The sequence below is a fragment of the Pseudoalteromonas sp. L1 genome (assembly GCF_021728095.1).
Classification (GTDB): Bacteria; Pseudomonadota; Gammaproteobacteria; order Enterobacterales; family Alteromonadaceae; genus Pseudoalteromonas.
In genome coordinates this window covers 56,010-69,202 of the sequence record NZ_JAKKCT010000002.1, presented here as the reverse complement: position 1 = coordinate 69,202, position 13,193 = coordinate 56,010, and the positions used below count along the sequence as shown (strand labels likewise).

8 protein-coding genes are annotated in these 13,193 nt (G+C 37.8%); 6 read left to right on the top strand and 2 right to left on the bottom strand.

The window, feature by feature from the left end; translation table 11 throughout:
- Positions 1-126 precede the first annotated feature (126 nt).
- Complete coding sequence (locus L3V38_RS06550; protein WP_237118818.1) at positions 127-936, top strand: pyruvate, water dikinase regulatory protein; 810 nt, start codon at positions 127-129, stop codon at positions 934-936.
- Positions 937-1,000: 64 nt separating this feature from the next.
- On the opposite strand, the gene L3V38_RS06545 is transcribed toward L3V38_RS06550, so the two are convergent.
- Positions 1,001-2,350, bottom strand: a complete 1,350-nt coding sequence (locus L3V38_RS06545; RefSeq protein ID WP_054563102.1) for a 3-deoxy-7-phosphoheptulonate synthase class II — start codon at positions 2,348-2,350, stop codon at positions 1,001-1,003.
- Positions 2,351-2,786: 436 nt separating this feature from the next.
- Between L3V38_RS06545 and L3V38_RS06540 the strand changes: the two genes are divergently transcribed.
- Complete coding sequence (locus L3V38_RS06540; protein ID WP_237118817.1) at positions 2,787-3,662, top strand: DNA replication terminus site-binding protein; 876 nt, start codon at positions 2,787-2,789, stop codon at positions 3,660-3,662.
- 58 nt (positions 3,663-3,720) lie between these two features.
- On the opposite strand, the gene L3V38_RS06535 is transcribed toward L3V38_RS06540, so the two are convergent.
- Entirely contained in the window at positions 3,721-4,935 is a 1,215-nt protein-coding gene (locus tag L3V38_RS06535) for a hypothetical protein (protein WP_054553336.1), read from the bottom strand.
- Positions 4,936-5,704: 769 nt separating this feature from the next.
- Here L3V38_RS06535 and L3V38_RS06530 point away from each other — a divergent pair.
- From L3V38_RS06530 to rmuC, 4 genes are all read left to right on the top strand, one after another.
- Positions 5,705-6,943, top strand: a complete 1,239-nt coding sequence (locus L3V38_RS06530; protein WP_130152053.1) for an AAA family ATPase — start codon at positions 5,705-5,707, stop codon at positions 6,941-6,943.
- A gap of 14 nt (positions 6,944-6,957) precedes the next feature.
- Entirely contained in the window at positions 6,958-7,920 is a 963-nt protein-coding gene (locus L3V38_RS06525; RefSeq protein ID WP_130152052.1) for a transcriptional regulator, read from the top strand.
- A gap of 415 nt (positions 7,921-8,335) precedes the next feature.
- Complete coding sequence (locus tag L3V38_RS06520; RefSeq protein ID WP_237118816.1) at positions 8,336-11,479, top strand: DEAD/DEAH box helicase; 3,144 nt, start codon at positions 8,336-8,338, stop codon at positions 11,477-11,479.
- Between the two features lie 229 nt (positions 11,480-11,708).
- Positions 11,709-13,175, top strand: coding sequence for a DNA recombination protein RmuC (gene rmuC, locus L3V38_RS06515; RefSeq protein ID WP_237118815.1), 1,467 nt, complete (start codon positions 11,709-11,711; stop codon positions 13,173-13,175).
- The last annotated feature ends 18 nt before the right edge of the window (positions 13,176-13,193 follow it).

Here is a 13,193-nt window from a genome sequence, read left to right as displayed (position 1 = left end):
GTACTAACTGTGAGAGTTAAGAAAGAAAACCTTCTAAAAAGGTCAGCTTCATTCTACACTGGCAACAGACCTCACGTAAACCGTGAAGCCCCTATTTTGCAGATAAAGGTAATAAAAAGGTTAATTATGAGAACTGCATTCTATATTTCTGACGGAACAGCTATCACCTCTGAAGTATTTGGCCACGCAACATTGTCTATGTTTCCAGTTGACTTCAACCACAAAACAATCCCATTTGTTGAAACAGAAAAAAAAGCAATTGAAGTTAAGAACTTAATTAATTCAACTGCTCAGCGTGATGGTGAGCAGCCACTCGTGTTCTTCACTTTTGTTAACCACGAGCTAAGTGAAATTATTAAATCGTCTTGCGCGGTTTGTTATGACTTTTTATCACAATACAGTGATAAAATTTCTCAAGAGTTAAAAGTTGCGCCGGTACCGAAGGTTCATAGAACGCATTCGATGCACGAGAAAAGTTATGATTTTCGTATTGATGCGGTTAACTATGCGTTGACCAATGATGATGGCGCTAATATTAAAAACTACTCTGAAGCCGACATTATTTTAGTGGGTGTTAGCAGAAGCGGTAAAACACCGACTAGTTTATACCTGGCATTACAATATGGTATTAAAGCGGCCAATTACCCGCTTACAGAAGATGATTTAGAAAGGGGCACCCTGCCTGAGTGTTTAAAAGCTTACAAACATAAACTATTTGGTTTAACGATTGACCCTGTTCGCCTTGCCGATATTCGCCAGCGTCGTATGGCAAATTCAAAATATGCATCTTTAAAGCAGTGTCGTATTGAAGTGCGTGAAGTAGAAATGCTTTATAAAAAGCAAAAGATTCAATTTTTAAATTCGACTCATCATTCAGTAGAAGAAATTTCTGCAAAGATTATATCTGATACTGGACTTGAAAGACGTAAGTACTAACTTATTTTAGTATCGGACATTAAAAAGGCTGCGAACTGCAGCCTTTTTTGAAGCACTTGGCTTATTACTTACGTGCGTCTTTTAATAAATCAGCAACTAAGAAACCAAGTTCTAAAACTTGATCTGCATTTAAACGTGGGTCGCACTGTGTGCGGTAACGCTGAGCTAAATCTTCATCAGATAAACCATAAGCACCACCCGTACATTCAGTCACATGCTGGCCTGTCATCTCAAGGTGAACACCACCTGGGTAAGAACCTTCCGCTTTATGAACTGCGAAGAACTGGCTAATTTCACGAAGAATATTATTAAAGCTACGTGTTTTATAACCTGAGCTCGCTTTCTCAGTATTGCCATGCATTGGATCTGAGCTCCAAATAACTTTACGGCCTTCTTGTTGTACTTTACGTACTAGTGCCGGTAGTTTCTCAGGCAGTACATCAGCACCCATTCGTGTAATTAGCGTTAAGCGACCTGGAATGTTATCTGGGTTAACTGCATCGATAAGTTTTATTAGCTCGTCTGGGTCCATACCTGGGCCAACTTTCACACCGATAGGGTTTTTAATCCCTTTGAAGAATTCGATGTGGGCATGATCAAGCTGACGTGTACGCTCACCGATCCACACAAAGTGTGCAGAACAATCGTACCAATCACCTGATAAGTGGTCACGGCGTGTTAGTGCTTCTTCGTAGCCCAATAATAACGCTTCGTGTGATGTAAATAAGTCTGTTTCTTTTAAGCTCGGTGCAACTGTTGAGTCAATACCACACACTTCCATGAACTCAAGCGCATCTTGAATTCTATCGGCTAGCTGTTGGTATTTCTCTTTAAGTGGATTTGCTGCAACAAAACCCATGTTCCAACGGTTTACTTGATGTAAATCGGCTAAACCACCTTGCGCGAACGCGCGTAATAAATTCAGCGTTGCTGCACTGTGATGATATGCCGTCATCAAACGCTGTGGATCGGGTACACGTGCTTGCTCTGTGAACTCGAAATTATTGATGATATCACCACGGTACGAAGGTAATGAAACACCGTCGATAGTTTCGTAATCTGATGAGCGAGGCTTAGCGTACTGACCAGCCATACGTGCAATTTTAACGACAGGGCATTTACCGCCATAAGTTAGAACAACGGCCATTTGTAAAAGTGTTTTAAATGTATCGCGGATATTTGCTGCATTAAAGTCACTGAATGACTCTGCACAATCACCACCCTGTAATAAAAAGGCTCTGCCTTCACATACAGCTTCTAGTTGTTTGTATAAGCTACGCGTCTCTTCAGCAAATACCAAAGGTGGTGCGCTTTTTAATTGCCCTTCAACAGATTTAAGGGCTTCTTGATCTGGGTACTCTGGCTGCTGAAGTATCGGCAGTTTTCTCCAGCTATCTGGGTTCCACGATTGCATGTTCTTTCCTCATTCCTAACATAGACCGTTAACGAAAACTAACTTATTGCACGTACTAAGTTCAAGGACAATATTCAGCTATTTACGATTATTTCGTTATTTGATAAACAGTTTTGATATTAACAATTAGAACTCCAAGATTTTATTGTTCTATACCAGTTAGTTACACCTGTTTCACGATATTTTTCGTTGATGCACCATAAAAGAACACATCTTACTTCAATCAAGCCATAGTGTAACCTCAGCTTTACATGTATAAAACATCCTTTTTTAAGTCTACATTGATCAAATTAAAAAGTTGTACTTGCAAACACCATAAAAGAACACATCATACATCAACTGGCTTAAATATAAGGTCAGCAATGAAGAGAAATTAACTTTAAATAATCAAGTGATAAGGTTAGAATTGAATTAAATTTAAGTAAGATGTGTTCCTATGAGTTCCAAGTTAGAAATACGTAGTCAGTTTGATTTAGTAAGTGAATTAACTCATTTATTTTGTGAAGAATTAAAAGAAGTGGGTTTTCATAAGGCATCATATTATCAATTGCCAGATATCGATATAAACGACGAAAAGAAGGTTCCTTCTTCAATTAGTGTGCAAAAAATTGAAGGCGATGATGCTCATAAATTAATTCTAAATTCCTTTGGTGATTTTTATAAAAAGACAGGATTAAGTAGTCGAGTATTAAAAAGACACCCAGGCTTATTAGTTTTAAAAGACGTCGATAAGCAACATTTCATTGCAAGGATAAATCAATTAAATAAAGCCAAAGCTGATTTTAAAAATAGTGTAATAGCTATCGATAATAATGATGCGCGCTTTGAAGCAGTTCATAATGCTGTGCCGAATCTCATTACCTTATCTGCTTATCGAAAAATCCATTTTGAAACTGAATCGCCCTACTCTGTTCGTTTTACTTGGATGCACAAACACGCAACTAAAACGCTCACAAAAAAAATGGCCTTAGCAATGTTGGATAAATCGGCTAGTTATTCTAATCCAAGAATGATAGACCAACACTCTTGGCAAGCACTAGTTGCACAGGAGCAAAGTCGTGTTGCAAGTTTAGGTGATAAAGAAAAGTTACGAATTCGTAGGCCAACCAGAGTAAGCCCACAAGTTAATGTAAGATATACGGCTCAAAACCGATATCATGTGAGTGCTGCTTTACCTTTTATTTTGATAAACCCAGAACCAGATGTAAAACTTGGTACATTATCTGATTATCAAAAACCAGAAAGTCATCCTCGAAAAAGAGAATATGATTTCTTAGTTGATAGACTGTACTTAGAACAAGTAACAGATTGATTATGTTAAAAAGGCCACATATGTGGCCTTTTCATTATAGTTAGCAGTATCTAAAAATTTAGTCTTCGACTATTTCTTCAATTTTGTCTTCATCGATTAAAACAGCATTTTCAACAATGCGTTTGCCACCTTGAATTTCGATTCGTTTGTTATGCTTATTTAGTGTAAGAATCTCATCGCAAAATTGATCAGATGGATGCATCTCGTAAGTGTAATCAATAATATTACCCGTTTTATCGTCTTTAACATTGGTAATGTTATATTCTGAGATTGCACCTTTCTCAATTAAGTCTTTCATTGTCGTTGTCATATCACGACGTAACGCTTTTAATTTATTCTCGGTAATTTCGTCTGTTGAATAAATAGAGCCATATTTTTCCATGATTGATAATAGTCGAAAATGGTAGGTCTTACCCGGTGCCGCATAACGCCATAAATGATATAAACGAAGCATCATCCAACGAGATAAACCACGTTTTAATTCTTGAGCACTATTAAAGTAGTAACCTTTGTATTCAAGGTTATCGATCATGTTATGAACAAAAGCATTCAAACAAGCTACACATTTTACGTTACCACCCTGACCTTTTTTGCCGCTAAAATGAAGTGACGATAAAAAGTTCATGTTCGATTCGTAAAATGAGTCATCAATATCTGAGTTACGCGTATCTGTCGCTGAATATTTAAAAGAAAGCTTAGAACCTTGTAATGCTTCCAATGATTCTTTGATTTGCGGATAAGGCATCGACTGGCCAACCGCTTTCAGCTCTTGCGCTAATTCATTCATTGAAAAAACAACTGCGTATTGAATGCCTGACTTAAAATTGATTTTTACAATTTTACCTTTAGAGGCTAAACGAATTAAGGCACGTTCGACTTTTTCTTCTCGGTCAGATGGCCAAACAAGATATTCAACATCTTCACCATCTTTTCTTGTGCTTACTACCGCAGGTGTAATTTTGATTTCGCCATCATAAAGAATGCCGTCTACTTTTTCAGAAATTCTTCGTGTAACGATGGTTTTCTTTGGTGCTTCTTCAACCGGAAGCTTCTTATGACCAGAACGGACAAAACGTCCCCATAAATCATAATGATTAAATGTATTTGAGTAAGCTCTCAAACCATGTGCAGCATTTTCAATTGAAACACGCACATCTTTGTTGTCTGTAAATAGTGCAAGACTTTCATTATCGATTGCACTTTCCACCCCGTGGATCTGCCCGCGTAAGGTATCGGGTAAGTTATCTACCGAGATGTTGACCTTTCGGCTCATTGTTCTTATTTCCAATTTTTCTTCGACAGTTAATAACAACACATAAAACTTCAAAAGTTAAATGTTTAAGTTAGTATAAACTTGATCCGATCATAATTTATTTCTTCGGATCAGTTTTATACTAACTGTTTTGTAATTGCTGATTTTCAGATCAGATTTTTACTAAGTTATAGTTGATAGGTCGCAATTTTACTAACTCAGTTCAAATTATGTCCTGCTTATCACCTTTTTAAAGCAAATTAACACGACATAAATTGCTTTTTTAAAACAGCATGTGGATAAACAGCCCTTTAGTTAGCATAGATCTGATCTGTACCAACTATAGATCAGATCCATACCAACTTATTGCGCATTTTAGTCATGCTCTCGGTGTATAACTTTATAATTTAGTTAGTAAAAAATTGATCTATACCACTATTTTTGTGAGTAAAGCAGTGACTAAACTGTGTATAAGTCGAAAGCTCATCTTTTGCTTAGTAATTGGTTGATCTGCGAGTCATTAAAGATCTGATCTTTACCAAGTAAAAACACGATCTGGCTTTTTAGTAAATATTCAATGAAATCAGCTATATATTTCACTATTTTAGCATCTTAACCTTATATACCTATATACTTAACCGATATTAAACTTACTTATTTATACTTAGCATTAGTAAAGTTACAAATTTTTATTAAATGTCTTATAAATAAAAGGTATGTCGCCTTAAATAGTTGTTTACAGCAATTTGAATGGACATTATACTTAAAACATAACTTTGAGGAAGAAAGTATGTCTATCAATAATAATGCGCTAGCCACTTATAGGTTACTAAAAGCGACAGCAGAAGTTGCTGAAAAATCGCTAGAAGGACGTATTCAACATTATCGTGCTCATCTTAAGTCTGAAGAAAAAGAACTTCGAACTTACACTCAAAAAGCAGCCGCAGATCTATTAGGCTGTAATAATCGTACGTTAAAAAGACGCCACGACAATGGTGATTTTGATGAACTTAACATCAAACGTGGAGCTAATGGTCACTATGCTTACACGTTAGTCAATATCTTTGCTATGGCTGACATCATGGATATTAAGCCTGATCACCGTACTGTAGATGACAAATTGCAAGTTATTGTTATCAATTCATTAAAAGGTGGCTGTGGTAAAACAACTAGCATGGTGAATATCGCTGCGGCACTTGCTACTACAAATATCAAGCGTTACCGAATTGGTATTATCGACCTCGATCCGCAAGGTTCTTCATCAAGTTTCTTTCCTCCTAGCGAGCCAGATCCGATCACTGTCGGTGACTTAATGCGTGATTGTATTGAACTTGAAGAAAACGAAACCTGGGATGAATTGGTTACTAATTCTTTTCTACCAACTCATATCCCAAATATTCGTATTTTGCCTTCTGGTATGGATGATTTTTACTTTGAGCATGAAACTGCAACTCTATTAAAAGATAGCTCTAGTTACGATAAAACACGTCATTATCATAAGTTACTTGAGAAAGTCATTGAACCCGTGAAAGATCAATTTGATCTTATCTTAATAGATACCGCACCTTCCCTTAACTTTATGTTTTACAACGCGTTAATGGCTTCAACATCCATGCTTATCCCTGTTCATCCAGAAGCTGTAGATTTTGATGCAAATAATAAATACTTAAAACGATTGGGTGAGATTTATCATACTGTTGCAGCACTAGGCCACCAAGGCTGGGATTTTATGCAATTCTTGGTAACTAATTATGTGAAAGGAAATCACTCGCAGCGTGACATTGTCAAAGATGTACGTAGTGCATTTGGTCGCCAAGTTATGAGCTATCCGATTAATCATAGCTCAGCTATTACTGCTAGTTCATCATCTTTCAATACTATTTTTGATCAAAAAACATCTGATAGCTTAGCTAGCCGAGAGTCACTCCTTCGTGCTCAAGAAAATATCAAAGATGTCGTTGATGAACTAGAAATGTTGATTCGTTCTAATTGGCAATCAACCCAATCATCTCTCAATCCAGCTAAGTAAGGTTAATAATAAAAATGGCTAAAAAACGTAAGAATGATACCAGCTTAGATCCATTTTCAACGTCAATTGAAAGCAGTAGCTTAGATGCGTTACTGGAACAAGCAACAGCTGGAGATGTAGTGAGTATGCCTTCGCCTAGCGATCCTACTCGCTTAATTACCTTAGTGTGTAAGGTTATCCCTAGCTCTGAAATTGAAGCTAAAACAAAGGTATATGGTAAAAATCGTCGTGTACAATCATTATTAAATGAAAAATCAGTTGCCGATATTCTTCCAGCGATTGCCGAAGACGGTCGTAACCAACACCCTGCCCTATGCTGGGATAAAGGTGACGAAATGCTTGTTTTAGCCGGCTCTCGTCGTCGTAAAGCATGTATCTTAAGTAACTCTGATTACTTAGTTTTAAGCTCTAAAGATTTCACAGATCAAGATGCTAAAATACTTGCTGTATCATCTGATCAATATATTGCTCCAAGCCTATGGGAGCTTGGTCAAGCATATCAACAGACCCGTGATGAGCTTATTGCTGAAGGTAAAAAGGGCTCTTATCGTGAGATTGCTGCGATTGAGGGAGTATCACACACAGCCATTGCTGATGCTATCAAAGCTTATGAGAACCTACCTTCAACGGTTTTAAGCCTTTACCCAACAGCAAACCATGTTGGCCGTGAAGTAGCGAAAAAGCTTATAAGTGCCAAAGAGCGTGATGAACAATTGTTTACCAAACTAGTAAACGATGTCAGCAGAGATAGCGAAATAGCGCAAATTAGTAGTGATGATAAACGTGCGTTAGCAATTACTAAGTTATTGACTGCCGAGCCTGCAGCGCCAAGCCGCCGTGAAGCGCTTATCGACAGTGAGTTTGTCAGCGTACAGCGTAACATTAAAAGCGGCGATTTATCTGTTAAAATCGATAATAAAGTGATGACAGACAAACGCTTAGAGCAGTTAACTAAGCTTTTAAATAGTTTTAATTAGTTAGTAAAAGAATGATCCCTCACGCTTTTACTGTTAGTAAAAGCGTGATCTATTCCTCTCTTTTGTTAGTAAAATAATGATCTATGACGGGCAAAATTGGTATTTATTACACTCTTAGATCAGTTTTTTACCAACTAATCACCCCTTTACAGGCTTTTTACTCTCATAATTAGATTGCTTAGTAAAAAATTGATCTGTAAAGCCCCTGCCTTGTTATTAACCTGTTTGTATCTTGTGCGATTGTTGTTTGTTAAATGCTCAGCATGTCAGTTTTCAGCTTTGATTTTATTTTAAAACAGATTTTTACCAAGTTATCAGCTCCAACCAGTCCAATATTGCCCAATAGTGCTTTAGCTCTGGGCCGATAGATCATATACTGGCAGAATTATTTTTTGTTTTTACTGCCAAAAACGTTATGTCTGCTAACTTATCTAAAAGTGACTTGCTAGCTATCTTTGAAGAAATTAAACAAGAGCAAGAAACTCAGTTTCCTCTATCCGAGCGCTTCATTAAACAGCTATTTAAGCCACATGTGTTAAGTAAAGCAAAAGAATATCATCAGAACGGTCAAATCAACTGGTTAGAGCATAACAGTGACTTTAGTATTATCGATGCATCAATGTTTGGTAACGAAGGAAATACCTTTACTCAGCATATTGAGATCAGTAAATTACCAAGTGGTTTTTCGGTTGATTCGCATTGTACTTGTGGCTCTAAAACTAAATGTCGTCATGTCGCAGCTGTGCTTCTTAAGCTAAAAATTGAACATTCAGGTGACTATGGCGAAGACTACATCATTAATGATTGGTTTAGTGAACTAAAAACGCTAAAACAAAATACCAGTAATACTGCTAAACAGGTTCTATTATTTGTCCTCGATGTAGAGAAGTCTGTTGTAACCCTCACTCCAAAAATTGCTAATTATGACTCAGAACACGACTATACATTAGGTCGAAACCTAACTGAGCAGCAATTAAATAGCTTTGTGACTCCTACTGATTTATTAGAATCGGATTTTCGTTTATATAGCTGGATCCGTTCTCAAAATGCCCTTGGTAAATTAGAACTTAAAGGCCAATGGGGCTTTGCAGCACTGCAGCAGTTAATTGCCACCCAGCGTTTATTTTTAGGTCGCTCTCGCCAAGCTATTAGAGCTGATAGCATGCAAGCACTAGAGTTTGATTGGAAACAACGCAAAGACTTAACGTCATTGAGCATGACGCTTGCTGGCCAAGATAATTGGTTATTGCTAAAAACAACCCCCCCTACTTATCTTGACCCTGAAAAACTAAAGGTAGGTCGTATCCGTACTCCGTTAACGGCAGATGAGATTGCTTTACTTGCCAATATGCCAGCTATTCACACAGAGAACTTTGACCGCGTTTATCAACAACTCAATGATAACTTTGGTGAAGGTGTTATCCCTCACGCTTTTAAACAAAGTAAGAAAAATAACTCCCGTACAGTTTTTCCTGTGATTAGTATCAATAGTGATGAGAACGTAATTACACTCTCTTTAAAGTTTAATTATCATAATTCGCTGTATGATTTAGGTCAGGCACCTGCTGATATACTGAACAAGTCGCTTGAGAATACGGTTGTAAATGAGCTAACAAATCTCGGTTTTGAACTCTGTAAAGGGGCTTTACAAACCGAGCTCATTTTTAATAGAAATTCGGCGATTCACGGGCACTGGCTTAAGTATGAAATAGTTCCTAACTTATTGAAACGTGGTTGGAAAATAGACGATAAGCTAAGCGTCAGCAAAGGCTTGAAGCAAGTATCACTCCAAGTCCAGCGTGGTAAAGGTCATCAAATCGTTAGTAAAATCGTGATCTCGGGAGTCAAAACACTACAACTATTTACTACAGAGAATTCCGACTTCCAATCTCTCAATAGACAAAGTGAACTGTTTTATTACTTCAATGTGGGAAAACGTTTTGCTGTAGTAGAAAAAAATGCAATCACACAATTAAATGACTATCGCAAGCGATTTGAGTACATTAAAACCCGTGACGAAATCTTAATGCCTTTATCGTTTTTGCCTAAGCTTATCGAGCAAAAAGCAATTAAGATTAATATTGTTGACGACGCTCTAGATGCTTACTTATCTGAATTAAATAGCTCACAACAGCTTATTAAAAAGTCCGATATTCAAGGCTTAAACCAAGGTGTGCAATTGCGTGAGTATCAACAACACGGAGTTGATTGGCTTAACTTTTTAAAACGTCATCAACTTGGTGGTATTTTGGCAGATGACATGGGGCTAGGTAAGACCCTACAAGTTATTGCCTTTTTAGCTAATGCCAAGCAATCACCACAAGCAGGCCCTACGTTAATTGTTTGTCCAACCAGCTTGGTCGGTAACTGGCAAAGCGAAATCAATAAGTTTGCGAGCAACTTAAAAATCACTACCGTCTTCGGGGCTGCGCGCAGCGACCAATTACAACAGCTGTCGCAAGCAGATTGTATCTTAACAACTTACCCACTGTTGAAGCGTGACATTGCCTTTTATTCGCCGCTGTATTTTGAAAACATCATTCTTGATGAAGCGCAATATATCAAAAACGATGCTGCGCAGGTTTCACGCTTGGTCAAGCGTCTGAATGCTGACTTCAAACTGTGCTTAAGCGGCACGCCTATTGAAAATAACTTATTTGAGCTTAAATCCTTACTCGATTTTGCAATGCCTTCTTTACTTGGTTCGCAAGCACATTTTAAGAGCTATTTTCAAACGCCTATTGAGCGTGATAACGACGTTGCCCGTGCAGATGAACTTAAATCGTTAATCATGCCATTTATTTTGCGTCGTACTAAAGTACAGGTAACGCAAGAACTCCCAGAGAAGACTGAACTAGTTAAAGAGTTTGAATTTGAAAGCAAACAAAAAGAAATTTACACCGGTATAACTGAATCTTTAGAACAGAAATTAGTCGACCTATTTGCCCAGCAAGGTGTGCAAAAAAGTAAGCTAGCTTTTTTAGATGCATTATTAAAGCTCAGACAGATTTGCTGTCATCCAAAATTGATCGACCCTAGTTCACAGGCTGGCAGTGCTAAGCTTGAGTGGTTATCTAAGCATTTGCCTATCATGCTTAGCGAAGGTCGTAAGGTGATTATATTTAGTCAATTCACCATGGCACTTGATGTGATAGCTGAGCGATTAAATGAGCTTGGCATTCGCTTTAGTATGCTTACCGGGCAAACACGACACCGTGACCGTGTTATCGAAGAGTTTACTCAAGGTGATACATCCGTATTCTTAATTAGCCTTAAAGCCGGTGGTACAGGTCTAAACCTAACTCAAGCTGATACTGTGATTCATTTTGATCCTTGGTGGAACCCTGCTGTTGAGAAACAAGCGACAGATCGTGCCTACCGTATTGGCCAAACTAACCCTGTTTTTGTTTATAAATTGATTATGGCTAACTCAATTGAACAAAAAGTATTTAAAATGCAGCAGCATAAGCAAGCCCTTGTTGATGCATTATTTACTGAAAAATCAATGAGTTTCACTCAGTTTGATGAAGAGCAAATGCTTGCTCTGATAAAAAATTAAATTTTTTTAAAGTTTTTTTGAACTAATCAAATTTTGGGGCGTCTATTATTATGCTTGTTGTTAAATTGCAGTTTACATAAGCATTATGTTGATTTCCCATTTGGTTACTAAATTTTAGTAATGTTAGAGCCAGCTCACCTTGAGCTGGCTTTTTTTATGCCTAAACCCACTACTCTGCTGAGCACTAATTCGTTATGATGATGTGTCTTTAAGTTATTGAGTTTTCGTTATGATTACAGAGCTGATTGCACAGATTAATTGGCAAAGTGTATTGCTTGGTGCTGCTGTAGGTGCTGTTGCAAGTGGTGTTATTTTTGCCTTACAAAAAAGTCGCTTAAAAAATCAGTTAACCGAACTGCAAAATAGTCAGCAAATCCTGCAAAATCATTTAGAACAAAAGCAGCTGCAATTGCAAGAAACCCAGCTTACCCTTTCGCAGCTACAGCAAGATTACGCTGAACAACGTGATGAGTCTCAACACTTTAAAACCCGTTTCGTAGAACAAGAAAAACAAGCACAACAATACAACCAATTTTGGCGTCAAGTTGAAGCTGAGCTTGCTGATACAAAAGCTGCACTTAATCAGCGGGATGTTGATTTAAGTACCTTACGAAGCACAGTAGAGCAAAAAGAACTGCATTTTAAAGAGCAGCTTAGTCATATCAAAGAAAGCAAAGAGCAACTCAAAAAAGAGTTTGAAAATCTCGCTAATCAAATCCTTGAAGAAAAATCGCAACGTTTTAAAACCTTAAACCAAGAGAGTATTGAGCAGCTACTAAAACCGGTTCAAGGTGAGCTAAAAGGCTTTCGCGATAAGATGGAATTGATCCACGTTGAAGATCTTAAGCAGCGTGCAGCGCTAAAAACTGAGTTATTGCATTTACAGGCTAAAAGCCAAGCTATCACTGAACAAGCCGATAGGCTTAGCACCGCATTACAAGGGCAAAAGAAAACCCAAGGTAATTGGGGTGAGTTAATGCTTGAAAATGTACTCGACAGCGCTGGGTTACGTGCAGGTATAGATTATCAACGTGAATTGTCGTTTAACACCGAAGGCGGTCGTTTACGCCCTGATGTAGTGGTGTATTTACCTCAGCAACGTCATTTAGTTATCGATGCTAAAACCTCATTAAACGCGTATACACGCTATGTAAATGCCGACACAGAGCTTGAGGCGCAGCAAGCGCTCAAAGAGCATGTTATGGCGGTGCAATCACGTATAAACGAGTTAGCAAGCAAAGCCTACGACAGACTCCCTGGTATTAACTCTCCTGAAGTGGTGATCATGTTTGTACCGATAGAGTCGGCTTTTGTTGAAGCGCTTAAATATCAAAGTGATATATATCAACAAGCTATCGAAAAAAACATTTTAGTTGCTACTCCAACGACCTTATTGACTAGCTTGAATATCGTAAAACAACTGTGGCGCTTTGAAGAGCAAACTAAATATTCAAAAGAGCTTGCCGTTCGTGCAGAGCGTTTTTACAACAAACTAAATGGTTTCCTAACCAGTATGGAAGGGGTCGGTAAGCAATTAGATCGCGCCAAAGAAAGCTACGACAAAGCGTTTTCTCAGCTGTATCGTGGTAAAGGAAACTTAATTAAGCAGGCCTCTGAGTTCAAAGAACTGGGGGTTTCTGTTCAAAAAGAGCTACCCGCGGAAACTGTTGAAAAAGCCCACTTAGAGTTAGATTAAATGCGATACAAAAAAGCT

Bases quoted from the DNA above. Each gene is read 5' to 3' on its own strand.
- L3V38_RS06530 (WP_130152053.1), top strand. From the start codon at position 5,705: ATGTCTATCAATAATAATGCGCTAGCCACTTATAGGTTACTAAAAGCG.
- L3V38_RS06540 (WP_237118817.1), top strand. From the start codon at position 2,787: ATGAGTTCCAAGTTAGAAATACGTAGTCAGTTTGATTTAGTAAGTGAA.
- rmuC (WP_237118815.1), top strand. From the start codon at position 11,709: ATGATTACAGAGCTGATTGCACAGATTAATTGGCAAAGTGTATTGCTT.
- L3V38_RS06520 (WP_237118816.1), top strand. From the start codon at position 8,336: ATGTCTGCTAACTTATCTAAAAGTGACTTGCTAGCTATCTTTGAAGAA.
- L3V38_RS06535 (WP_054553336.1), bottom strand. From the start codon at position 4,935: ATGAGCCGAAAGGTCAACATCTCGGTAGATAACTTACCCGATACCTTA.
- L3V38_RS06525 (WP_130152052.1), top strand. From the start codon at position 6,958: ATGGCTAAAAAACGTAAGAATGATACCAGCTTAGATCCATTTTCAACG.
- L3V38_RS06550 (WP_237118818.1), top strand. From the start codon at position 127: ATGAGAACTGCATTCTATATTTCTGACGGAACAGCTATCACCTCTGAA.
- L3V38_RS06545 (WP_054563102.1), bottom strand. From the start codon at position 2,350: ATGCAATCGTGGAACCCAGATAGCTGGAGAAAACTGCCGATACTTCAG.